The organism is Azospirillum sp. B21 (assembly GCF_008364825.1).
Taxonomy (GTDB): domain Bacteria; phylum Pseudomonadota; class Alphaproteobacteria; order Azospirillales; family Azospirillaceae; genus Azospirillum.
In genome coordinates this window covers 469,426-492,444 of record NZ_VTTO01000004.1, presented here as the reverse complement: position 1 = coordinate 492,444, position 23,019 = coordinate 469,426, and the positions used below count along the sequence as shown (strand labels likewise).

Below are 23,019 nucleotides of genomic sequence, written 5' to 3'. Positions count from 1 at the left end.
CCTAACCTATTGCCCTGTAAGAGCTTTTTCCCCACTGCATGTCTGAATGAAGGACTTGACAGCGGACATTTTTCATGTCCGGACTGAGCGCAACCGTTGCAGCCAGGAAAACGCCGACGCTCGAATAGGCTTGCATCCGCCGGCGCAAATGCCCATAACAGCGACGGGAGACTGGCGTCGGACGAGTCCCTCGCCAACCCGGTCAGGTCCGGAAGGAAGCAGCCGCAACGAGTTACGGCTCGGGTCGTTCGTCCAGTCTCCCACCCTCTTCAAAAATTGCCAGCACGAAACAGACGGCGACAGCGCGGCGCCGGGACGCTATCCTGCGGCCCGAAATTCCCCTCCCGTCGTTTCGACAGGCCAGCCGCGTGACCGATACCACAGTCGACACTCCCGCTTCCGCACCCGCCACGGCTCCTGCCACCGGGCAGGCCTATCGGGTGCTCGCGCGCAAATACCGGCCGAAGACCTTCGACGAGCTGATCGGGCAGGACGCGCTGGTCCGCACCCTGACCAACGCCATCCAGTCCGGCCGCATCGCCCAGGCCTTCATGCTGACCGGCGTACGCGGCGTCGGCAAGACCACCACCGCCCGCATCATCGCCCGCGCGCTGAACTGCACCGGCCCCGACGGCAAGGGCGGGCCGACGGTCAGCCCCTGCGGCGTCTGCGACAATTGCCGCGCCATCGCGGAAGACCGCCACGTCGACGTGATGGAGATGGACGCCGCCAGCCACACCGGCGTCGACGACATCCGCGAGATCATCGACGGCGTGCGCTACTCGCCCGTCTCGGCCCGCTACAAGCTCTACATCATCGACGAGGTCCACATGCTGTCGAAGAGCGCGTTCAACGCGCTCCTGAAGACGCTTGAGGAACCGCCGAGCCATGTGAAGTTCGTCTTCGCCACCACCGAGATCCGCAAGGTGCCGGTCACGGTGCTGTCGCGCTGCCAGCGCTTCGACCTGCGCCGCGTTGACGCCCAGGTGCTGAAGGAGCATTTCACCCGCGTCACCGCCATGGAAGGCGCCGACATCGAGGGGGATGCCGCGGCCCTGATCGCGCGCGCGGCCGACGGGTCGGTGCGCGACGGGCTGTCGCTGCTCGATCAGGCCATCGCGCTCGCCGCCGGCACCGTCACGGCGCAGCAGGTGCGCGACATGCTGGGTCTGGCCGACCGCACCCGCGTGATCGACCTGTTCGAGGCCGCGGTTTCCGCCCGTCCCGCCGAGGCGATGGACATCCTGGCCGACCTGCACCGCGTCGGCGCCGATCCGGTGGTGATCCTGCAGGACCTGCTGGACCTCGTCCACAATCTGACCCGGCTGAAGGTGGTGCCCGACAGCGCCAACGACCCCTCCCTGCCGGAGGCGGAGCGCACGCGCGGCGCCACTCTGTCGGGCAAGCTCGGCATGCCGGCGCTGACCCGCGCCTGGCAGCTTCTGTTGAAGGGGCTGAACGAGGTACAGGCCGCCCCGGTGCCGCAGCAGGCGCTGGAGATGGTGATCGTCCGCCTGTCCTACGCCGCCGATTTGCCGACGCCGGGCGAGCTGATCCGCCAGTTCCAGGCCCAGCAGGCCAACGGCGGAGCCAACGGTGGAGGGGGCGCGCCGATGGGCCGCGGTCCCGGCGGTGGCGGCATGGGCGCTGGCGGGCCGGTCGCGGTCGCAAGCCAACCCTCTTCCGTGGCCACCCACGCCGTCGCCCGCTCCATTGGCTCGGCCCAGCCGCAGAGTGCCCCGGTAGCCCAAGCTGCCCCCGCCGCCGCTCCCGCCGGCGAGGAGCTGTCGCCGATGCCGCACGACTTCCGTGCGCTGGTGCAACTGTTCTCCGACCGGCGCGAGGGCGCGCTTTACGGCTATCTGATGGAGACGGTGCAACTGGTCCGCATGGAGCCAGGCCGGCTGGAGCTGAAGCTCCGCCCCGCCGCTCCGCCGACCCTCCCGGCCAAGGTCGGGCAGTTCCTGACCGAATGGACCGGCCACCGCTGGATCGTCGCCCTGTCCGAAGGCCACGCCCAGCCGACGTTGGCCGAGCAGGGCCAGGCCGAAAAGCGCCGCGCGCTGTCGGAGGCGGAAACCAACCCGGTGGTGCGCGCCGTGCTCGACGCCTTTACCGGTGCCAAGATCATCGACATCCGCGACCTCGCCGAAGTTGCCGCGGCGGAGAGTGCGGCGGTTGCGGATGACGGCGAGACACCCGATTTCATGGTTCAGCAGCAGGACGACGGGGTCTACTACCCCCTCGACGACGAAGGAGAGTACTGACCGATGAAGAATATCGGCAACATGATGAAGCAGGCCCAGCAGATGCAGGCCAAGATGCAGGAAATGCAGGCGAGCCTGGAGCAGGTCGAAGTGACCGGCCAGAGCGCCGCCGGCATGGTCGTCGTGACCGTCAACGGCAAGAGCGAGATGAAGAAGGTCAAGCTCGACAAGTCGGTGGTCGATCCCGAGGACGTCGAGGTGCTGGAGGACCTGATCGTCGCCGCCTTCAACGACGCCAAGAAGAAGGTCGAACAGCACGTCGCTGAGGAGACCTCGAAGATGATGGGCGGCCTGAAGCTGCCGCCGGGCATGAAGCTGCCGTTCTGATCCTACAGTACCTGTGAAAATCCCCTCTCCCTGGAGGGGAGAGGCGGATTTGCACATCCATGATCGGACCTGAAATCGAACGCCTGATCCAGTTGCTGTCCAAGCTGCCGGGGCTCGGTCCCCGGTCGGCGCGTCGGGCGGCGCTGCATCTGATGAAGCGGCGTGACAGCCTGCTGGTGCCCCTGTCGGAAGCGATGGCGGCGGCCGGCGAATCGATCCGCGCCTGCTCCATCTGCGGCAACCTGGACAGCCGCGATCCCTGCACCGTCTGCTCCGACCCCACCCGCGACCGCTCGGTCATCTGCGTGGTGGAGGATGCCGGCGATTTGTGGGCACTGGAACGCACCCGCGCCTTCCGCGGCACCTACCATGTGCTGGGCGGCCTGCTGTCGGCCCTGCAGGGTGTCGGACCCGACGACCTGAACATCGCCGGCCTCGCCGAACGCGCCAAGGACCCGGCGGTGCGCGAAGTCATCCTGGCGCTGAACGCCACCGTCGACGGCCAGACCACCGCCCATGTGGTGACCGACCGCCTGACCGACTCCGACGTGTCGGTCTCGCGTCTGGCGCACGGCGTCCCGGTCGGCGGCGAGTTGGACTATCTCGACGACGGCACGCTGACCGCGGCGTTGAAGGCACGGCGGCCGTTGTAAGTGGCTGCTGCGCTGCCCCCACCCCAACCCTCCCCCGCTGGGCGGGGGAGGGGGTTAAGTACTGTTGCGGGAGAGTGGCGGCAATCCCTCCCCCGCCCAGCGGGGGAGGTTAGGTGGGGGTCTAACGTCGCCACACACGTACACCCTGCCTGAAACGTACGCCCCCGCACTTCACGCATCGTGAACCGCCGCACACCGCAGTTCACGAAGCCGCCCCTGCGTCCGGCGTACCCTCGCTGGCACGTACACCCGCCTCCCGCCGATGGTCCTTCGCAACACCCACCACCCGCGAAGGCACCATCCCGATGCGCAAGCTCCCCATCGCGTTCCGCATTCTGCTGGGCTTCTCTCCCTGGCTGCTGTTCGGCGCCGTCCTGCCGCTGGCCGGGCTGCTGCCGGCCTCCCTTGCGGCGCTGGCGGCCAGCCTTGCCCTCTGCGTCCTCGACAGGCTGCGCGGCTCCCTCAAGGCGCCCGAGTTGGTGGCGGCCGCCTTCTTCGCCATCCTGCCCGTCTGCGGTCCGCTGGGCTGGGACTGGCCGGTCCACAATCTCGGCCTCTCCATCCATCTGGCGCTGGCGGCCATGGCCTTCGGCAGCATCGCCGCCGGCAACCCCTTTACCCTGCAATATGCCCGCGACGACTGGCCGCGCGAGTATTGGCACCTGCCGCAGTTCGTCGCCGTCAACCGGCTGATGACGACGGTCTGGGGCGTGCTGTTCCTGATCGGCGGTCTCGGCTTCGCCGCCCTGCCCGGCTGGGAGGCCGCTTTCTCCATCGGCAGCAGCGCACTGGGCATTGTCGCCAACCGGCTGCTGCCGGATTGGATCGTCGGGCGGGCAATGCGCCGCCGACTGGCGGAGGCCGATCCGCACCCCTGGCCGGCTCCCGCGATCCTGAACCGCACGCGTACCGTCCCGAATGAGCGTGACGTGGTGGTGGTCGGTTCCGGCATCGGCGGCCTGACGGCGGCGGCGCTGCTGGCGCGGGCCGGCGCGCGGGTGACGGTGCTGGAGGCGCATGACCGCCCCGGCGGCTTCTGCACCAGTTGGACGGTCAAGGCGCGCAACCGCAGAGAACCGGGCGCCGAGCCCTTCCGCTACGTCTTCGATGCCGGCGTCCACGACATCAGCGGCGCCCATCCCGGCGGTCCGGTCGACCATCTGCTGCGCTCGCTGGGGGTCGCGGACCGGGTGGACTGGCAACCGGTGAACCGCGGCGTCGCGCTGGACGGCAAGTTGCGTCTACTGGCCGACGATGCCGATGGGCTGGCAACCCAGATCGCCGCCGACCACCCGCCCAGCGCCGCCGGAGCCGCCGCCTTCCTGGCGGAGATGCGGGCGGTCTATGACGACATGTATCGCGGCTGCGCCGAACGCGGCCTGCCCAACATCCCGCAATCGGTGGCGGCGATGCGGCGCTATGTGACGGAGAGCCCGCACGCCATGCGCTGGATGGCCCGGCCGTTCCATGAGATGCTGGACCATTACATCCCCGACCGCGCCGGCCAACGCCTGCTGACCGTGCTGACCGGCTATCTCAGCGACCGGGCGGAGTTGCTGACCGTCGGCCAGATGGCGCCGATCTTCGGCTATTGGTTCTCCGGCGGCTTCTATCCGGCCGGCGGGTCGCAGGCGCTGGCCGACGCACTGGCCCAGTCGATCCGCGCCGACGGCGGTGAGGTCCGGCTGCGCACCCCCGTCACCCGCATCCTGATCGAGAACGGCCGCGCCACCGGGGTGGAGACCGCAGATGGCCGCGTCTTCCGCGCTCCCGCCGTGATCTCCAACGCCGACGTGCGGCGGACCATGCTGGAACTGGTGGGGAGGGAACATCTGCCGGCTGCCTATGCCGCCCGCTGCGCGGCGATGCGTCCGTCCGCCTCGGCCTTCATGGTCACGCTTGGGCTGGACATCGTCCCCGACCTGCCGGCGATGACCTTCCTGCCGCGGGATGAGGCCGGCTTCGGCATGGCCATCGCCGTCCCGTCCACCCACGACCGCAGCCTCGCACCCGAAGGGCATGCAGCGGTGGCGCTGCTGCGGCTGGCCCCGGCCGATGCCGGCTGGAACCGCGCCGATCCGTCCTACAAGGCGCGCAAGCGCGCGGAGGGCGACGCGATGGTCGCCGCGGCTTCCCGCCTGATCCCCGATCTGGAACGGCACATCACCACCCGGCAGGAGGCCAGCGCCGCCACATTCGCCCGCTATGCCCACACCAGCGCCGGTAGCATCTACGGCATCGCTCCCGACCAACGACGCCTGACCCGCCGCAGTCCGATCCCCGGCCTGTGCCTGACCGGCGCCGGCGTGTTCCCCGGTCCCGGCGTGGAGGCCTGCGTCATCTCCGGTCGCCTGGCCGCCGAAGCCCTGCTGGGCAAGGAGAGCCTGACGCCCGAGGCACTACGCAACGCCGCCGGGCGGAGCGCCGCCTGCGCGTCTACCCTGCCGGTGGCGCAGATGGGGTGAGCCCTATCCCGCAAACCCGGCCCCGGCAAACCCTGCCAGCGCCCGAACCTCGACCGGGCTGCGGCCTTCGTCGCGGAGCGAGCGCAGGGTCTGGGCGCGGTCGCGCTTGGCCAGCCGCTCGCCCGCCGCGTTCCGCAGCAGGCCGTGATGATGGTAGTCGGGCGGATCGTAGCCCAGCAAGGCCTGCAGCAGGCGGTGCAGATGGGTGGCGAAGAACAGATCCTCGCCGCGGGTGACCAGCGTCACGCCCTGCAGATGGTCGTCCACGGTGACGCTGAGATGGTAGCTGGTCGGCGTGTCCTTACGGGCCAGCACCACATCGCCCAACAGTTCCGGAGTCGCCTCCTGCCAGCCCTTGGCGCGGTCGTGCCAGCGCAGCGGTCCGGTCAGCCGGCAGGCGGCGGCCACGTCCAGCCGCAGCGCCCAGGCATCGCCACGGGCGATCCGCTCCGTCCGCTCCTCGGGCGAGCGGTGGCGGCAGGTGCCGGGATAAAGGGGACCGTCGGGGCCGTGCGGCGCTGCACCGGCCCGCGCGATCTCGGCGGCGATGTCCTTGCGGGTGCAGAAACAGGGATAAAGCACGCCCAGCGACTCGAGCCGGGCGAGTGCCGCGCGGAAATCGTCGAAATGATCGGACTGGCGCCGGACCGGGCCGTCCCAGTCGAGGCCGAGCCAAGCCAGATCCTCGATCAGGTCGCGCTCGTATTCGGGGCGGCAGCGGTTGGGATCGATGTCCTCGATCCGCAACAGGAAGCGGCCGGCGGCGCTGCGGGCGGTGGTCCAGCCGAACAGCGCGGAATGGGCATGCCCCAGATGCAGGTGCCCGGTGGGGCTCGGGGCGAAGCGGGTGACGAGATCGCTCATTCCCGCTTTATAGCGGATCGCGCGCCGGACAGGGCGCGGGATGTAACGATCCGGTTGGTCTCAGATGTAGGGATTGTCGCGGATCGGTTCGACCGGGATCTCTTCGCCTTCCAGATACAGCGCCAGACGGCGGCGCAGCTCGCGGTCGAAAGCGTCGATGCGGATCTGGCGCTCACGCTCCTCGCGTTCACGGCGCTTCTGGGCGAGGTCGATGATGACGGCGGTCATGGCGGACTTTCCTCGGAGTCGCTTCCGGCCGGCTCGGGCCGGCAGGATTGGCTTGGATCAACGAGCCCCACCATGGCTCCGGTATGGTTAACGAGGGGTAAGCGTGCAAGGGAAGCGCGAGTCTTTTTTCCCGATGTCACAGCCGCCGCGCGTGGTGCCGGATGAGCGGTTCCCGCCCCTGCCGGTAATGCCCTCAGCGCGAAAAAGGTTACACAACGGTGAAGAAATTCGGCTCTACCGGGTCAAGATGTTGAGTCCGGGCCGCCGATCCACTATGTATCTGGTTGTCCCGGAAGACGATCCCGCAGTTGGGCCGGCCGCCGGGGCGGAGTAGACACGCCCCCGCGCACGAAGCCGCAGCTGTGACGCGTGCCGGGATCCAGACACGGTTCCAGACAAGGGAGTGGCCATTGGCTCCACCACCCGATCACTGTCCGGCTCTGGTGCTGAACGCGGATTTCCGCCCGCTCAGTTACTTCCCCTTGTCGCTATGGTCCTGGCAGGAAGCGGTCAAGGCGGTCTTTCTGGAACGGGTCAACATCGTATCGCACTATGACCGGGTCGTCAGATCCCCAAGTTTCGAAGTCCGGTTGCCCAGCGTCATCTCTCTGAAAGAGTTCATTCCGGCAACGCGCCGCCCGGCCTTCACCCGCTTCAACGTCTTCCTGCGCGACCGCTTCACCTGCCAGTATTGCGGCCGCCCCTTCCCCACCCACGATCTGACCTTCGACCATGTGATTCCGCGATCCCGCGGCGGTCGGACGACGTGGGAAAACGTCATCACCTCCTGTTCCGCCTGCAACCTGGCGAAGGGCGACCGCCTTCCCCATGTCTGCGGCATGATCCCGCTCAGTCCGCCTTTCCAGCCCACCGCCTACGAGCTGCAAGAGAACGGACGCGCCTTCCCGCCAAACTTCCTTCACGAGAGTTGGCGGGATTTTCTTTATTGGGATTCGGAACTGGACCCGATGTAGGACCGCGATACACGATACGGGCGGGGGTGGGGGCAGTGCCTTGCCTCCACTCTACTTCACCCGCCCCAGCCTGACCGTCAGCGGCCAGCGGATCCGCCGCTCGCGTTCCGGCTCGCCCCACAGCGGCGCGATCTCCTCCGCGAACGCCTCCAGCGGGTTGCGGCCGAACGCCCGGGTCGCCGCCTTCACACCCGACCAGGTGTTCATGTAGCCGAGCAGCCGGGGCAGCGACCACGCCGCCTCCATCGCCAGCGGCGGCGCCGGCACTGTCGCGAACGGAAAATCCAGGTCGCGGTAGCCGTTCACCACCTTCCAGCGGTCGGCCGGCCAGTGGGGTCCCAGCATGCCGTTGTGAAAACGCTCCACCACCGCATCCAGAACCGGATCATCCAACTTCTGCAGCGCGTAGCAGACCAGCGCCACCGCCGCCCCCGGCTTCGCCACCCGCCGCACTTCGGCATAGAAGCGGTCGAGATCGAACCAATGCGCCGCCTGCGCCGCGACGATCAGGTCGCAGCAGCCGTCTGGCAGGCCGCTGTCTTCCGCCGGGGCGACGGCATAGCGGAGATTGGGATGCGGTTCGGCCTGGGCGATCTGCTCCGCGCTGGCGTCGGTGGCGTGGACCGTTTGGAAGCGGGCGGCGAGCGCGACTGAGAACTGCCCGTTGCCGCAACCGACGTCCCAGGCCAGGGCACGCGACGGGGCCGCATCAGCCAGCGCGGCCGCCAGTCCATCCGGGTATGTCGGCCGGAAGGCGCGGTAATCGCCGGCATGGCCGGAGAAATGGTCCTTGAAGGAGGTCATCGGTCTGGAGTCGCCCCGGAATGATTAGGGTTGGAATTCCGCGGCGGATGAGGATAAACCCTGTGGGTTCGTCGCGGAACCCTTCCCAGGCCGTCCCGCATCTTTCCGCTGTGGCGCAGGCGCGCCGGGCGTGCTAACCAAGCGCGCGTTTTTTCGTGCGCCCCGCCAACCACCCGTGTCCGGCATGCAGACCTTCCTGGAATTCGAAAAGCCGATCGCCGAGCTTGAAGGCAAGATCGAGGAGTTGCGGCACCTGACCAACGCCGGCGACATCAACATCGCCGACGAGGTCGCAAAGCTGCAGGCCAAGGTCGACAAGCTCCTGCGGCAGACCTACGCCAAGCTCACGCCCGCGCAGAAGGTTCAGGTGGCCCGCCACCCCAATCGTCCGCATTGCCTGGACTATGTGCACGGCCTGATCGAGGACTTCACGCCGCTGGCCGGCGACCGCCATTTCGCCGAGGACCGCGCGGTCATCGGCGGGCTGGGTCGCTTCCGCGGCCGCTCGGTGGTGGTGATCGGCCAGGAAAAGGGCAACGACACCGAATCGCGCGTCCGCCACAATTTCGGCATGGCGAAGCCGGAAGGCTACCGCAAGGCCCAGCGCCTGATGGATCTGGCCGACCGCTTCAAGCTGCCGGTCGTCTCGCTGGTCGACACCGCCGGCGCCTTCCCCGGCGTCCAGGCGGAGGAGCGCGGCCAGGCCGAGGCCATCGCCAAGAGCATCGAGCGCTGCCTGCGGCTGAACGTGCCGATGGTGTCCTCGGTCATCGGCGAGGGCGGGTCGGGCGGCGCCATCGCGATTGCCACCGCCGACCGCGTGCTGATGCTGGAACACGCCATCTATTCGGTGATCTCGCCGGAAGGCTGCGCGTCGATCCTGTGGCGCAGCTCCGACATGGCGGGCGAGGCGGCCATCGCGCTGCGCCTGATCAGCCAGGACCTGAAGGAACTGGGCGTCATTGACCGCGTGGTGAGCGAGCCGATCGGCGGCGCCCACCGCGACCCGGCCGAGACCATCAAGAAGCTCGGCGACTGCATCGAGGAGTCGCTGGGCGAACTTGACGGCCTCGACGGCGTCACCCTGCGCGCCAAGCGCCGCGAGAAGTTCCTGGAGATGGGGCAGAAGGGGCTGGGGTAAGTCCTGGCCCATATGCCCCCTCATGCCCGATGCCCCCTCCCCATCCCTCCCCCGCCTTCGGCGGTGGAGGGGGCAGGAGCTTTGCAAAAGTACAGCGGCAGTCCCCTCTCCCGCGACAGCGGGGTAGGGTTAGGGAGGGGGCAAAAGCACCTCACCCCAGAAACCCGTGCAGGAACCAGCGCGGCCACTCCCCCGGCCGGTACAGTCCGGCGCGGAACAGCCAGAAGCGGCGGCCGGCGCCATCCTCCACGCGGTAGTAATCGCGCACGGCCAACCCCAGCGATCCCTCCGGACGCCACCATTCGTACTCGATCCGCTCCGGCCCTTCGGCCCGGCTCACGCGGTGGCGCAGGCCGCGCCAGACGAACTGCAGCGGCGGGTCGTCGGGCAGCGGGGCGGTGGCCTCGATCGGTTCGGGCGGGGTCAGCAGGCGCAGGGGCCGCGGCCGGCCGGCCGGCCAGGGCTTCGGCAGCGGCAAGGCCTCCACCGGCGGCAACGGCGCCACGCAGCGCTCCGGCAGCCAGCTTTCCCGCGGCACCAGCCGCAGCACCGCCCGCTCCCCCAGCCGCAGAGCCAGCCGGTCGACCAGTTCCGCCAATCCGCCGTCAATCCCCTCGCCGTCGATGCCGGTCTGGATGGCGGTGAGCGGCCCCGTCTCCGTCGCGGACAGCACCAGCGTCTCCAGCCCCGGACCGGGTTCGATCCGCTCCAGCAGCGGGGCGGCAAGCCGGGCCAGTGCCGCCGGATCGCGGGTCGGGCGGCTGGTGCCGAGCGTCAGGCTCTGCGGTTCGTCATCCACCCGCTGGTCGGTGCGGTGGGCGTCCAGCCGCAGCCGGCGCACCCCCTGCCCCGTCGCCTCCAGCCCCTTGCACAGCCGGCCTAACAGATGGCGGAGCGCCCCGGCGATCGATTCGGGCGTGGCGATCGGTTCGGCGAAGGTCAGGCGCTCGCGATGCTCCGGCACCGGCCGGCCCGGGGAGATCGGCTCGTCCAGTCGGCCGAAGGCCTGATCGTATCGTTGCAGCAACCTGGCCCCGAACCGCGCCGCCAATCCGGCCCGCGGCATGGCATGCAGGTCGCCGATCCGGCGCAATCCCAGCGCATGCAGCCCCTCCACCGTCTCCGCGGGCAGGCGCAGGGCGGCCAGCGGCAGCCCGTCCAGCCGCTCCTGCCGCCGATCCTCCGGGCTGCCGAACCGCACCAGCCCCCAGGCGGCGGCCGGGGTGTCGGCGATGGCGGCACGGGCACTGAAGCCGGCGGCGCGCAGCCGTCCGGTCAGGTCGGCGGCCAGCGCCGTCTCGCCCTCGCATAGATGGTTGGCGAACAGATGGGCGCAGCCGGTGATGTCGATCACCACCCCGTCCGGCTCGTCCGCCGCGGTCCAGGGGCTGTAGCGCCGCGCCCAGTCGGCGATGCGGCCGAGCAGGGCCGAATCGGCCTCCGGTGTCGCCTCCGCCACCTCCAGCGCAGGCTCCAGGGCACGGGCGTCGCTGAGGGTATGGCCGGGGCCGATGCCGGCCGATGCCGCCGCCCGGTTGACCCCGACCACCATCCGGCGCTGGCGCTCCGTCCGCAGCAGGGCGAAGGGGCGGGCCCGCGACTCGGGCGGCATGGTCCGCTCCCGCGCGTCCGTCGGAAGGCGTGGCAGCCACAGGGCGAGGATGCGGCGCCTTCCTCCCCAATGACCCAATCCCCTCTCCCCCCCGGGGAGAGGGTTAGGGTGAGGGGGAGGCGCGGCGGGACCTTTGGGATAGCCACGCCGCGCATCCCCCTCACCCCGACCCTCTCCCCGGGGGGGAGAGGGGGATAGGTCTGGGTGGTGAGGGAAGCGCGTCATACGGGAACCAACAATCAGAACAAAGAAAGAACACTTTAGCGACAGCTTGGCTGCGAGGGGAGTCCCTCCTTTAGGGTCATCTTGCCGAAACGTTCGGCAATGCCGACATTCCGTTCATGACCCCACATCTCCCGCCTCTCGTCGTCCGCCGTCTGGCACCGCTGGCTTTTCTGCTGGCCGCAGGCGCCTGTGCACCGTCGGAGTTGCGCGACGATACCCCCGGCCGCGCCCAGGCCTTCCCGCCGGTCTACAACCAGACATTCGTCCCGGGAGGCGGGGAACGGCGGACCTGGAGCCAGATCCAGGCGGAGCAGTCGCGTGACGACCCGCGGCCCGGCACCACCGCCCGGCCGCGGCAGGCAGAGGAGCCGCAGCCCCGCGCCAACTCCAGAGACACCGACTCGAGAGACACCGACCGGCCGCCTCCCAAACGTCCCCGCGGCAGTTCGTCGCCCCCACCCGACCCGGCCGCCCTGCCGCAGCCGCCGCGCCCGATCCCGGTGCCGCCCCCGCCCTCGTCGCAGAGCGCCACCGACGCCTTCAAGCGCGACCTGATCCGGCCGGAGGTGGACCGCATGCGCACCGACGACGCCATGGGGCGGCTCGACCCGCTGGGCCAGCGCGATCTGATGAAGCGCGAGAACGACCTGCGCCAATGGGGCGACCCGCTGGCACGCTAATCTTCCGGCAGCACCTTCCCTGCAACCTCCGCCTTGGCGGCTTGACCCCGCACCCGCTCTGCCGCCATACCGGCCCCGTGATTCGGAACGGATGGAGGATGCGGGCGCATGACGACGGTGACGGGGGCCTTCGGCAACGGGCTGACCACGCCGGTGTGGGTGCTGCAGCATCTGCTGGGCATCCTCGGCATCGGCATGTGGGCGGGACAGGCCGGCGGCACTGCGGTCTGGCAGGTGCCGGCCGCCGCCGTGACTGCGGCGCTGGCGGCGGGCTTCGCCGCGCAGATGGGGCTGCGGCTGCCCTATGCCGGGCCGGGGCTGGCGGCGTCGCTGGTCGTGATCGGATCGCTGGTGGCGCTGGGGGTACGGGCGCCGGCCGTGCTGGCGGTTCTGGTCGCCGCGGTCGCCGCGGTGTTCCACGGCCACGCCCACCAGGGGCCGCCGCTCTACTGGGCCGGCTTCGCCGCCGGACTGATGCTGGTGGCCTGCGGCGGGCTCGGCCTGTCGATCGCGGTGACGCAGGCCGAGTCGGACCGGGCGGTGCGCGTGTGTGGCGGTGCGGTAGCAGTCGCGGGCGTTCTCGACCTCGTCGGCGTGATTTGACCGGTTGGCCTTGAAATGAGGGGGTTGCGCGGAAATCTTTGAAGGCACCCCTCTTCCCAGCCCGGATGACCGGGCCAGACGAACGGAACGCCCCGGTGCCCCGCGCAGCCGCCAAAGCCTGCCTTACCCCGCCGGGGCTCTCCTCTCCGGGGCTTCAGACTCATTCCGATGCGGTCCCCCCGATCAGCCAACTGACCCGCCGGCGACTGCTGGGCCGCCTGTTGGGCGCGTTGGCGCTGCCGCCGCTGCTGGCTTCCGCCGGCGGTCTGGCGTTGGGAGGAGGACGGCCGGCGGCGGCGCAGGACCTGCGCTATTTCCGCATCGGCACCGGCACCACCGCCGGCACCTATTTCCCGATCGGTGGGCTGATCGCCAACGCCATCTCCAACCCGCCGGGATCCCGCCCCTGCGACAAGGGCGGAAGCTGCGGCATCCCCGGCCTGATCGTGGTGGCGCAGGCCAGCAACGGCTCCGTCGACAACATCGAGTTGCTGCGCGCCGGCACGGTGGAGGCCGGCTTCGCCCAGGCCGACGTCGCCTTCTGGGCCTACAGCGGCACCGGCAGTTTCACCGGCAAGCGCCCCTTCGCGGAGCTGCGCTCGCTCGGCATGCTCTATGCGGAGGCGATCCAGATCGTCGTCCGGTCCGACGGATTCATCGACCGCATGGCCGACCTGAAGGGCCGCAGCATCTCATTGGGCGAGGAAGGGTCGGGCACGCTGGTGGAGGCGCGGCTGATCCTGGACGCCTACGGCCTGTCGGAAACGACGATCACGCCGCACTATCTCAAGCCCGGCATGGCGGCCGACCGGTTGGCCAAGGGCGAACTGGACGGCTTCTTCATGGTCGGCGGCTATCCGGTATCGGCGGTCGCGGACGTGGCGGCGCGCGTGCCGATCCGGCTGGTGCCGCTGGATGGCGAGCCGGCCGCCCGGCTGCTGCGGACCCAGCGCTTCTATATCGATGACGAGATCCCTGCCAACGCCTATCCCGGCAGCGCCCCCACCCCGACGCTGAGCCTGGGGGCGGAGCTGCTGACCCGCGCCGACCGCAACGCGGACCTGATCTACGGCATCGTCCGGGCGCTGTGGCACGAGAACACCCGCCGCATCCTGGCCGACGGGCATCCGCAGGGCCGCAATTTCGACCCCGCCCGCGCAGTCGCCAACGTCTCCGTCCCCCTGCATCCGGGAGCGGAGCGCTATTACCGGGAGGCCGGCCTGCTGGGCAACGCCGCCAACGAGGAGAACCGCGCGCCCGCATCCGCGCCGGAGAACGGCGCCGGCACCGGGGATAAAGCCGTCGGAGACAAGCCGGCCGGGGAGAAGACGGCACGCTGAGGCTCCGTTCTCGGGACGAGACGAAAGGAGCGTTCCCCGCCGCCCCACCGAGGGAATATCCTGCTTCCCATCCGGTTGATCCAGACGATCGACCGCAACGGGCAGAGGGGAGGAGGCATGCCGGCCGGCGAAGGGAGGGGCATCGCAATCCGTTCCGTCCGCAGCGCCGACGCGCCGCGCTGCGCCGAGATCTTCCTGCATGGCCGCCGCCAAGCCTTTTCCTGGCAGCCCGCCGACCGCTTCAGGCTGGATGATTATTACGACTGCGTGCGCGAGGATGCGGTGCTGGTCGCCGAGGCGGAGGGGACGGTGGTCGGCTTCGTCTCCCTCGATCCGCAGGCCCGCATCATCCACAACCTGTTCATCGACCCCGGATGGCACAAGCGCGGCATCGGTTCCGCCCTGCTGCGCGAAGCTCTGGGCCTGCTGCACGGCGGCCAGCGCCCGGCCGAACTGGCCTGCGCCGCCCGCAACGCCGCCGCCCGCGCCTTCTACGAACGCAACGGCTGGACGCCGGTTGACGCGCCGTCCGACGAAGGGGACGCGCTGGTGCTCTATCGCCTGTCGCGGGCGGGGTGAGAAGCCCGCTCCTCCGCCACCTTCCATTGCCGCCTCTCTTGCCGGAAGCCGCGTCAACCCTCCCCCAACGAGACGCGCAAGCGCCGATGCGCGGGCTGTTTTCACGTGCCGCATTGCGGTAAAGTCCCGCCGCCATGCGAACCCTGTACCACCACCCGATCCACCCCCTGTCGCGCGTCGCGCGCGTCATGCTCGCCGAGAAGGGCCTTCCCTTCGAACCCGTGGTCGAAAAACCATGGGAGAGGCGCACCGACTTCCTGAAGATGAACCCCGCCGGCGAGGTGCCGGTGCTGGTGGAGGAGGATGGGACCGTCGTCGCCGGCGGCCTCGCCGTGATCGAATATCTGGAGGAGGCCTATCCCGACACTCCCCTGCTGCCGCGGGAGGTTGCGGCGCGGGCGGAGGTGCGGCGGATCGCCGACTGGTTCCTGCACAAGTTCGAACGAGAGGTGGGCGAGAATCTGGTGGGCGAGAAGCTGATCAAGCGGCTGTCCGGCCAGGGCCATCCCTTCGCGCCGGCGATTCGCGCCGGTCTGGCCAACATCACCTACCACCTCGACTACATCGCCTTCCTGTCGGAACGGCGGCCCTGGCTGGCGGGAACCGCCTTCACGCTGGCCGACATTGCCGCCGCGGCCCAACTGTCCTGCCTGGACTATATCGACAACGTGCCGTGGGACCGCAGCCCGGAAGCCAAGGACTGGTATGCCCGCATCAAGTCGCGCCCCAGCTTCCGCGCCCTGCTGGCCGACAACATCACCGGTTGCCCGCCGCCCCGGCACTACGCCGATCTGGATTTTTAATGCTCTCTTAGGAACTGACGCATCAGAGGCATGGACCGGCCTCGCGTATCAGGCTTAACGTGCTCCCAAAATCGTAAGTTGGGAGTTGTTCCTCGATGCGTCTGCGCCGTCTTTCGTCCGTCCCGGCCCTGCCGGTCCGTTCCCTGCGGCCCGCCCTGATCGCCGGCGGCATGCTGGCGCTGGTCGCCGGCTGGCCACTCTCCCAGGCCGCCCACGCCGCCCCCGCGGTCGACGAGGCCGGCGCCAAGGCGCTCGCCGCGTCGCTGAAGAAGGATCTGCCCCGCTGGTTCCCGCCACCCACCGAGGAAGGCGAGGGCATCGGTTTCGAATGGCAGGGTGACCCGACCGTCAAGCCGGCCGGCGACCATTACGACGTCGCCCTGCCGCGCCTGTCGGCCGAGGATGCCGAAGGCACCCTGTTCGACATCGGCACCGTCCTCTTGTCGGTGACGCCGAAGGACGACGGCCAGTATGGCGTCTCTATCACGCTGCCCAGCGCGATCAAGGTGCAGAACCTGGACGACAACGACGAGTATGTCGACGCGGCCACCATCTCCATCGGCAAGCAGTCCTTCACCAGCACCTGGTCTGGCACGCTGGAGACCCTGCTGGCCGTGGACGGCGCCTTCAACGATATCGCCGTCAGCGCCGCAGACGGCAAGGGCAAGATCTCCATCGCCTCCATGACCATGGTCCAGGACCTGAAGCCGGAGGCCGGCGCCGGCGGCGCCACGCTGTGGAGCGGCCCGGCAGCCTTCGCCTTCGGCGGCCTGTCGGTGCTGGACGAGAAGAACAAGGAACTGATGAGGATCGGCGGGGTCACCGCCGAGGCCGCCTACAGCCGGGTCGACCTGACCAAGGTCAGCGCGCTGCAGAAGCTGTCGGAGCAGGCCGCCGCCCGCGGCGTGCCGCCGACGCCTTCGGAGCTGCTGCCGAAGATGCAGGGCATGTTCGGCGGCATCACCGGCGCGATGCGCATGTCGAACCTGTCGGTCGTCAATCCCGAAGACGGCATGACGATCACGCTGGGCCAGCTCGCCTTCCGCAGCGGCCTGACCGATCTGGACCAGGCACAGTCGACCGTCAGCATGGGCATCGAGGCCCGCGACTTCGTCATGACGCCGTCGCCGGCCCCCGCCGCCTTCACCCCGCGCGCATTCGAAATGAAGCTGTCGGTCGCCAAGCTGCCGAACACCGCCTTGTGGAAGGCCTTCACCGAACTGGCCAAGACCGCCGAGGCGGAGGAGGCCCCGCCGCCGAAGAAGGGCGCCAAGCCGGCCAAGGCCCCGCCGCCCCCGCCGTCGTCCGAGGTCATCATGCAGCAGGCGATGGCCGCGATGGGCGAGGCCGGGACCGAGCTGCGCATCGACGCGCTGAACCTCGACACCCCCGCCACCGCCGGCACCGCCACCGGCGCCCTGAAGGTCGCGACCCCGGCCGCCTTCGGCGTCACCGGCGGCGCCACCGTCCTGCTGCGCGGCATCGACGCCGCCGTGAAGGCGATGCAGCCGGCGCCGGGCGCCAAGCCCGACAAGGAGACGCAGGACCTGCTGGGCGGGCTGGCGATGATCCAGGCCCTGGGTCAGGCCGGCAAGGACGACAGCGGCGCCGAGATACGCACCTACAAGATCGACGTGACGGAGGCCGGCCAGCTCCTGCTGAACGGCGCCGACATGACCCCGCTGCTGGCGGGCGGCGGCGAGCCCGAGCCGGCTCCGGCGCCGGCTCCGGCGCCGAAGAAGAAATAAGGGAAAGTTAGACCCCCACCTAACCTCCCCCGCTGAGCGGGGGAGGGACTGCCGCCGCTTTGCCAATCAAGCGCCTATCCCCTCCCCCGCCCAGCGGGGGAGGGTCAGGGTAGGGGCATCGTCAGCCGACACCTCCCCCAACCGCGACACCCCGCCGCACACCTCCCGCGGTTGCACGGCACAAGCCTCTTGAACGGCCGGGACGCTTTCACATATCTCCGCCGTCTTGACGCCACCACCCGTGCAAAACCAACGAAGGTGCCCCCATGACCGAGGAACGGCTCAGTTTTCAAGCCGAGGTCAGCCGTCTGCTCGACATCGTCGCCCACTCGCTCTACAGCGAGAAGGAAGTGTTCCTGCGCGAACTGGTCTCCAACGCGTCGGACGCCTGCGACCGCCTGCGCTACGCGGCGCTGACCCAGCCGGAACTCTCGGCCGACGATCCGAACCTCAAGGTCCGCCTGCTGGTCGACAAGGACGCGCGGACCCTGACCGTCGCCGACAACGGCATCGGCATGAACCGCGAGGATCTGGTCGAGAATCTCGGCACCATCGCCCGCTCCGGCACCGCCGCCTTCATGAAGTCGCTGGAAGGTGCGGAGAAGGGTGACGGCAAGAAGGACGTCAACCTGATCGGCCAGTTCGGCGTCGGCTTCTATTCCGCCTTCATGGCCGCCGACAAGGTCACGGTGCTGACCCGCAAGGCCGGCGAGGCCCATGGCTGGCGTTGGGAATCCGACGGCAAGGGCGAGTTCACCATCGCCGAGGCCGACGGCCTGTCGCGCGGCACGAAGATCGTCCTGCATCTGCGCGACGGCGACGACGAGTATCTTGACGAGGCCCGACTGGGCGGCATCGTCCGCAAATATTCCGACCACATCGCCATCCCGATCCTGTTCGGCGAGGGTGACGACGCCAAGGCGCTCAACAGCGCGTCGGCCCTGTGGACCCGGTCGAAGTCGGAGATCACCGCCGACCAATACAAGGAATTCTACCACCATGTCGGCCACGCCTTCGACGATCCGTGGCTGACCCTGCACTGGCGGGCCGAAGGGGCGCTGGAATACACCAACCTGCTCTACGTCCCCTCGACCAAGCCCTTCGACCTGTTCGACCCCAAGCGCGCCCACCGGGTGAAGCTGTACGTCAAGCGCGTCTTCATCACCGACGCGGCGGAAGGGCTGATCCCGCCCTACCTGCGCTTCCTGCGCGGCGTGGTCGACAGCGAGGATCTGCCGCTGAACATCAGCCGCGAGATGCTGCAGCACAACCCGATGCTGGCCAAGATCAAGGCCGGCATCACCCGGCGCGTCCTGTCGGAACTGTCGAAGAAGGCCAAGGACACCGAGAACGCGGCCGAATACGACAGCTTCTGGGAGAATTTCGGCGCGGTGCTGAAGGAAGGCCTCTATGAGGATTACGAGCACCGGGACGAATTGCTGAAGCTGCTGCGCTTCCGCACCACCGCCGGCGAGGATCTCGTCTCGCTGGAGCAGTATGTCGCCCGCATGAAGGAAGGCCAGGACGCCATCTACACCATCAGCGGCGACGACATCGACACCCTGCTGCGCAGCCCGCAGCTGGAGGGCTTCAAGGCCAAGGGCGTCGAGGTGCTGCTGCTGACCGACCCGGTGGACGAGTTCTGGATGCCGTCGGTCGGCGTCTATGACGGCAAGCCGTTCAAGTCGGTGACCCGCGGCGGCGCCGATCTCGGCAAGATCAAGGGCGAGGAGCCCGAGAAGCCGGAGGAGAAGGCGCCGGAGAGCGAACTGACCGACCTGCTGGCCCTGCTGAAGCTGACCCTGTCCGACGTGGTGAAGGATGTCCGCAAGTCCGAACGCCTGACCGACAGTGCCGTCTGTCTGGTCGCCGACGACAATGACATGGACATGCATCTGGAACGCCTGCTGAAGCAGCACAAGCAGCTGAACGGCGAGGTCGGCAAGCGCATTCTGGAGATCAACCCGTCCCACGCCCTGATCAAGCGGCTGGCCGAACGGGCCAAGGGTAGCGGCGCCACCGACGCGCTGGAGGATGCGGCATGGCTGCTGCTCGACCAGGCCCGCATCGTCGAGGGCGAGCCCCTGCCCGACCCCGCCGCCTTCGCCCGCCGCCTGGCGAGCGCGATGGAGAAGGGGCTGGCGTAAGGATCGCCATCCACAGGAAAGCCTGAAGGAAAGGCCCTCTCCTCCCCGGAGGAGGGGGCTTTTCCATTCTACCCCCGCCCCACACGCTCCGGCGGGAACACCAGCGACATGACGGTGCCCTCGTCGCGGCGGCTGACGACGTCCAGGCGGCCGCCATGCAGTTCGATCAGGCGCTTGGTCAGCGGCAGGCCCAGCCCGGTACCGACCTGGGTGCGAGCCAGCGCGCTGTCGATCTGGCCCCAGGGTTCCAGCGCCTTCGCCAACTCCTCCCCGGTCATGCCGATGCCGGTGTCGTGCACCGACAGCCACAGCGTGCCGTCGGCCGCCACGCGGGCGCCCAGCGTCACCACCCCGTCGACCGGCGTGAACTTCACCGCGTTCGACAGCAGGTTCAGCAGCATCTGGCGCAGCTTGCGTTCATCCGCGCGCAACGGCGGCAAGTCCGTGGGCACGGCGGTGACGATGCGGACGCCATGGCGCCCCGCCCGTTCGGCCAGCAGCCGCCCCGTGCCGATCGCCACCCGCACCACGTCCACCGTCCCGTCCACCAGCTCCAGCCGGTCGGCATCGGCCTTGGACAGGTCGAGCAGGTCGTTGATCAGCTCCATCAGGTGCCGGCCGCTCTCGGCGATGTCGCGGGCATAGTCGCGGTAGAGCGGGATGGCGTGCGGTCCTGCCACCTCCTGCTCCAGCAGCTCGGCGAATCCCATCATCGCGGTCAGCGGCGTGCGGATCTCGTGGCTCATGTTGGCGAGGAAGGCGGTCTTGGCCCGGATCGCCCGTTCAGCCTGCCGGCGCGCCTCCTCCAGCTGGCGGGCACGCAGATCCGTCTGTTCGGCGGAGCGCGCCATCAGCCCGGTCACCGTGCCGACGCCCAGATAGCGGCCCTGGTCCACCACCAGGAAGCCGGTCACCAGCGCCGCCGGCTTCAGCCGGGCCAGCCGCCGTCCGATCTCCGCCAGCGGGGTCGTCCCCTCCACCAGCAGGGGATGCCGGTCCATGAGAGCGGACACCTCTACAATCGTGGCATCCATTCCCCCGTCCGGCGGAAGACGGCTGCGCTCCAGCAGGCCGACAACGCAGCCCTCGCCGTCGACCACCGGCAGGGCGGGCAAATCGGGCTGGCGGTTGAAACGGGCGGCGGCGGCGGCACAATCCTGTCCGTGCACCAGCGGCGGCACCGGAACCGCCAGCCCGGCGGCGGTGAAGGCGGGTTCGTCCATGTGCGCCTCCGGCATGGCGGCCGCGGCGGGAAGCGGCGGATCGAATGGCGTCACGGCGTCTCACCCCCTCCCTTCTCCGGCGCGATCATGCCCGGTCGGCACCGGTCGCAGGATGCGCGGCGCTCCAACGGCAAAACCTAGCAGCGGATTATGAGCAATTGGTTTCCGCTCCGACCATCCACCCCGCCACAGACCCATACAAAAGTCCTATAACCATGGAAGGAGAGGCTTTTGCACGTTCGTCCGTCCGGCCGTGACCTGGGCATTTGAGAATGGTTCCGAAACACAGTATGATGGTCGGGTATTCGGGGTGCCGCGTTCGGCCGACCGGGCTTGTCCGTCCGGCCGGCCTTCGCTGTCGGCATCCCGGGCATCAGGGAGACCCGGAGGGGCGATCCGCCGCCCGTCACACAGAACAGGATTACAGGGGATGTCCATGCCCTCGCGCCTCGAAGAATTGTGCGTGAAGAAGGGATTGAAGATGACCGACCAGCGCCGCGTGATCTCGCGCGTGCTGTCGGAGGCGACGGACCATCCCGACGTGGAGGAGGTGCATCGCCGCGCATCCGCCATCGACCCGCGCATTTCCATCGCAACCGTCTACCGGACGATGCGGCTGTTCGAGGAAGCGCATGTGATCGACCGCCTCGATTTCGGCGATGGACGCGCGCGCTATGAGGAAGCAAGAACCGATCACCACCATCATCTGATCGATGTCGATTCCGGTGAAGTCATAGAGTTCACCAATGATGAAATGGAACGGCTGAAGGAAAGCATTGCCCGCGAACTGGGCTATGACCTGATCGGCCATCGGCTGGAACTGTACGGCGTCCCGCGCAAGCGGCGTGCCGATAAATCTGAGTCTTAACTATACACCGGGCTCTGCGGCGTTGCGCACAAGGGGTGGCGGCTGATTTCGCCCCCACCCGGAATCGCCACACGCGCAACGGGCGGGTCAGGCGGCCATCGCTTGCGGGGTGCATCGGGTGCCGGACTGGACCTTGCGGGCCGACGGCCCAAGGTTAGGCGAGGAGCAAACCTCACTGACCGGAACCGGCCGCACCATGGATGACCGCCACGACGACCGCCCCGACACCCGGCCCGAAAGCCCGCCGATCCAGTCCGGGGCTGAACCGATCAACGCCCAAATCACCGCCGCGGCTCCTGTTGGCCCGACTCCTGTCGGCCCGGATCCCGTTCTCGAACGGCTGGACCGACTGTCGGACCTGCTGCTGCGCCGCATCGACCGGCTGGAGGAGCGGGTCCGCAGCCTGGAGCAGGACAATGGCGAGATCATCAACCTGCTGATCGCCGTCAAGGCCGGTCTGGAGGAGGCTTCCGGCGACCTGATCGCACAGCTTGAGGAGGCCGAGGATGCCGCAGAGGGCGATGAGGGGAACGAGGACGGGGCTGAGGACGGCCCGCTGTTCGAAACGCCCTGCGGCCCGACGATGCTGCATTGACGGCTCTGCGGCTCGCGGCAGACCGGGATCCGTCCCCAGGGTTGCCGTAAAAGACCTTGCCCGCCGTGCCACGGCGGCCGGATAAACGGCGCATGCAGACCACCCACCTTCCCGATCCCGCGCCCCGGACCAGCCTCGCGCAGCCGGCGCTCCTGCCGGCGCAGCATCTCGAATTGCCGGCCTCCGATTTGCAGGCATCCGATTCGCCGGCCTCCGATTCGCCGGTATGCGGTCCGTCCGGCGTCGCCTTCTTCGACTTCGACGGCACGCTGATCCACGGCGACAGCCTGCCGATGTTCGTCGGCGAGGTGATCGGCCGGCGCCGCGCCGCGCTGGCTCTGGCCGACGCCATCCGCTCTGCGATGCACCGTCATGTCCGCGGCCGCGGGCCGGGCTGCGATTTTCCCGGATCGGTGAAGGCCATCTATCTGAAGCGTACCCTGCGCGGCCTGCCGGTGGCCGACGCGCTGGCCGCGGCGGAGCGGATGGTCCCCCGCGTCCGCTGGCACCAGCCCATGCTGGAGGTGCTGAAGGAGCATCGCCGGCAGGGGCGCCGGGTGGTGGTCGCCACCGGCGCGCTCGACCTCTACATGCCCGCACTTCTGCGCGGGCTGGAGGTGGACGACCTGCTGGCCACGGGGATGGAGGTGGCGGACGGCAAGCTGACCGGCAGCCTCAGCACCGCCAACTGCGTGCGACTGGACAAGGCGGAACGGGTGACCGCCTGGATCGCCGGCAACGGCCCGGTCGCCGCCACCTGGGGCTACGGCAACCACCCCAGCGATCTGCCGATGCTGGCGCTGATGCACAAGGGCGAAGTGATCCGCATTCGACGAAGGTCGAACCGCAGGTAGCAGCCGTTTACAACCTGTC

21 protein-coding genes and 1 other RNA gene are annotated in these 23,019 nt (G+C 69.0%); 17 read left to right on the top strand and 5 right to left on the bottom strand.

Annotated elements, in window-relative coordinates:
* The first annotated feature begins 166 nt into the window (after nt 1–166).
* The 5 genes from ffs (at nt 167) to FZ983_RS13480 (ending at nt 5,712) form a co-directional block, all read left to right on the top strand.
* An RNA gene (gene ffs, locus FZ983_RS13500) (signal recognition particle sRNA small type) lies at nt 167–264 on the top strand.
* A 104-nt stretch (nt 265–368) separates the two neighbouring features.
* Nucleotides 369–2,267, top strand: a complete 1,899-nt coding sequence (locus FZ983_RS13495) for a DNA polymerase III subunit gamma/tau (protein WP_149224031.1) — start codon at nt 369–371, stop codon at nt 2,265–2,267.
* Between the two features lie 3 nt (nt 2,268–2,270).
* Nucleotides 2,271–2,594 (top strand): YbaB/EbfC family nucleoid-associated protein, encoded by a 324-nt coding sequence (locus tag FZ983_RS13490; RefSeq protein WP_085090301.1) that lies wholly within the window; start codon nt 2,271–2,273, stop codon nt 2,592–2,594.
* A 59-nt stretch (nt 2,595–2,653) separates the two neighbouring features.
* Nucleotides 2,654–3,247 carry a recombination mediator RecR gene (gene recR / locus FZ983_RS13485; protein WP_149224030.1) on the top strand — a complete coding sequence of 198 codons (594 nt, stop codon included), beginning with the start codon at nt 2,654–2,656 and terminating at the stop codon, nt 3,245–3,247.
* 305 nt (nt 3,248–3,552) lie between these two features.
* On the top strand, nt 3,553–5,712 hold the full coding sequence (locus FZ983_RS13480) for an NAD(P)/FAD-dependent oxidoreductase (RefSeq protein WP_149224029.1): 2,160 nt from the start codon (nt 3,553–3,555) through the stop codon (nt 5,710–5,712).
* Between the two features lie 3 nt (nt 5,713–5,715).
* On the opposite strand, the gene gluQRS is transcribed toward FZ983_RS13480, so the two are convergent.
* Together gluQRS and FZ983_RS34060 are read right to left on the bottom strand one after the other, a co-directional pair.
* Entirely contained in the window at nt 5,716–6,576 is an 861-nt protein-coding gene (gene gluQRS / locus FZ983_RS13475; RefSeq protein WP_149224028.1) for a tRNA glutamyl-Q(34) synthetase GluQRS, read from the bottom strand.
* A 60-nt stretch (nt 6,577–6,636) separates the two neighbouring features.
* Entirely contained in the window at nt 6,637–6,804 is a 168-nt protein-coding gene (locus FZ983_RS34060) for a hypothetical protein (protein ID WP_014248815.1), read from the bottom strand.
* Between the two features lie 410 nt (nt 6,805–7,214).
* Here FZ983_RS34060 and FZ983_RS13470 point away from each other — a divergent pair, with 410 nt between their 5' ends.
* Nucleotides 7,215–7,778, top strand: a complete 564-nt coding sequence (locus tag FZ983_RS13470) for an HNH endonuclease (RefSeq protein ID WP_044550074.1) — start codon at nt 7,215–7,217, stop codon at nt 7,776–7,778.
* Between the two features lie 51 nt (nt 7,779–7,829).
* On the opposite strand, the gene FZ983_RS13465 is transcribed toward FZ983_RS13470, so the two are convergent.
* Complete coding sequence (locus tag FZ983_RS13465; RefSeq protein ID WP_149224027.1) at nt 7,830–8,582, bottom strand: class I SAM-dependent methyltransferase; 753 nt, start codon at nt 8,580–8,582, stop codon at nt 7,830–7,832.
* 184 nt (nt 8,583–8,766) lie between these two features.
* Between FZ983_RS13465 and FZ983_RS13460 the strand changes: the two genes are divergently transcribed.
* The gene (locus tag FZ983_RS13460) at nt 8,767–9,723 is read left to right on the top strand and encodes an acetyl-CoA carboxylase carboxyltransferase subunit alpha (RefSeq protein ID WP_149224026.1); all 957 of its coding nucleotides are present in this window, start codon (nt 8,767–8,769) and stop codon (nt 9,721–9,723) included.
* 151 nt (nt 9,724–9,874) lie between these two features.
* Here FZ983_RS13460 and FZ983_RS13455 read toward each other — a convergent pair whose 3' ends face one another.
* Entirely contained in the window at nt 9,875–11,335 is a 1,461-nt protein-coding gene (locus FZ983_RS13455; RefSeq protein WP_247883740.1) for a DNA polymerase Y family protein, read from the bottom strand.
* Between the two features lie 341 nt (nt 11,336–11,676).
* Here FZ983_RS13455 and FZ983_RS13445 point away from each other — a divergent pair, with 341 nt between their 5' ends.
* From FZ983_RS13445 to htpG, 7 genes are all read left to right on the top strand, one after another.
* Complete coding sequence (locus FZ983_RS13445) at nt 11,677–12,240, top strand: hypothetical protein (protein WP_149224024.1); 564 nt, start codon at nt 11,677–11,679, stop codon at nt 12,238–12,240.
* 108 nt (nt 12,241–12,348) lie between these two features.
* Entirely contained in the window at nt 12,349–12,843 is a 495-nt protein-coding gene (locus FZ983_RS13440; protein ID WP_149224023.1) for a HupE/UreJ family protein, read from the top strand.
* Nucleotides 12,844–12,938: 95 nt separating this feature from the next.
* Nucleotides 12,939–14,183 (top strand): TAXI family TRAP transporter solute-binding subunit, encoded by a 1,245-nt coding sequence (locus tag FZ983_RS13435; RefSeq protein ID WP_149224022.1) that lies wholly within the window; start codon nt 12,939–12,941, stop codon nt 14,181–14,183.
* 117 nt (nt 14,184–14,300) lie between these two features.
* On the top strand, nt 14,301–14,762 hold the full coding sequence (locus FZ983_RS13430) for a GNAT family N-acetyltransferase (RefSeq protein WP_149224021.1): 462 nt from the start codon (nt 14,301–14,303) through the stop codon (nt 14,760–14,762).
* Between the two features lie 134 nt (nt 14,763–14,896).
* Nucleotides 14,897–15,565: a glutathione S-transferase family protein gene (locus FZ983_RS13425; RefSeq protein WP_149224020.1), complete on the top strand. Its 669-nt coding sequence runs from the start codon at nt 14,897–14,899 to the stop codon at nt 15,563–15,565.
* A 95-nt stretch (nt 15,566–15,660) separates the two neighbouring features.
* Nucleotides 15,661–17,313, top strand: a complete 1,653-nt coding sequence (locus FZ983_RS13420; RefSeq protein ID WP_149224019.1) for a hypothetical protein — start codon at nt 15,661–15,663, stop codon at nt 17,311–17,313.
* A 266-nt stretch (nt 17,314–17,579) separates the two neighbouring features.
* Entirely contained in the window at nt 17,580–19,460 is a 1,881-nt protein-coding gene (gene htpG / locus FZ983_RS13415) for a molecular chaperone HtpG (protein WP_149224018.1), read from the top strand.
* Nucleotides 19,461–19,528: 68 nt separating this feature from the next.
* Here the strand turns inward: htpG and FZ983_RS13410 are convergent, their stop codons facing one another.
* Nucleotides 19,529–20,737 carry an ATP-binding protein gene (locus tag FZ983_RS13410; protein WP_149224017.1) on the bottom strand — a complete coding sequence of 403 codons (1,209 nt, stop codon included), beginning with the start codon at nt 20,735–20,737 and terminating at the stop codon, nt 19,529–19,531.
* A gap of 382 nt (nt 20,738–21,119) precedes the next feature.
* Between FZ983_RS13410 and FZ983_RS13405 the strand changes: the two genes are divergently transcribed.
* From FZ983_RS13405 to FZ983_RS13395, 3 genes are all read left to right on the top strand, one after another.
* On the top strand, nt 21,120–21,551 hold the full coding sequence (locus FZ983_RS13405; RefSeq protein ID WP_044550826.1) for a Fur family transcriptional regulator: 432 nt from the start codon (nt 21,120–21,122) through the stop codon (nt 21,549–21,551).
* 196 nt (nt 21,552–21,747) lie between these two features.
* Nucleotides 21,748–22,146, top strand: a complete 399-nt coding sequence (locus tag FZ983_RS13400) for a hypothetical protein (protein ID WP_149224016.1) — start codon at nt 21,748–21,750, stop codon at nt 22,144–22,146.
* 92 nt (nt 22,147–22,238) lie between these two features.
* Nucleotides 22,239–23,000, top strand: coding sequence for an HAD family hydrolase (locus FZ983_RS13395; protein WP_149224015.1), 762 nt, complete (start codon nt 22,239–22,241; stop codon nt 22,998–23,000).
* Nucleotides 23,001–23,019 lie beyond the last annotated feature (19 nt).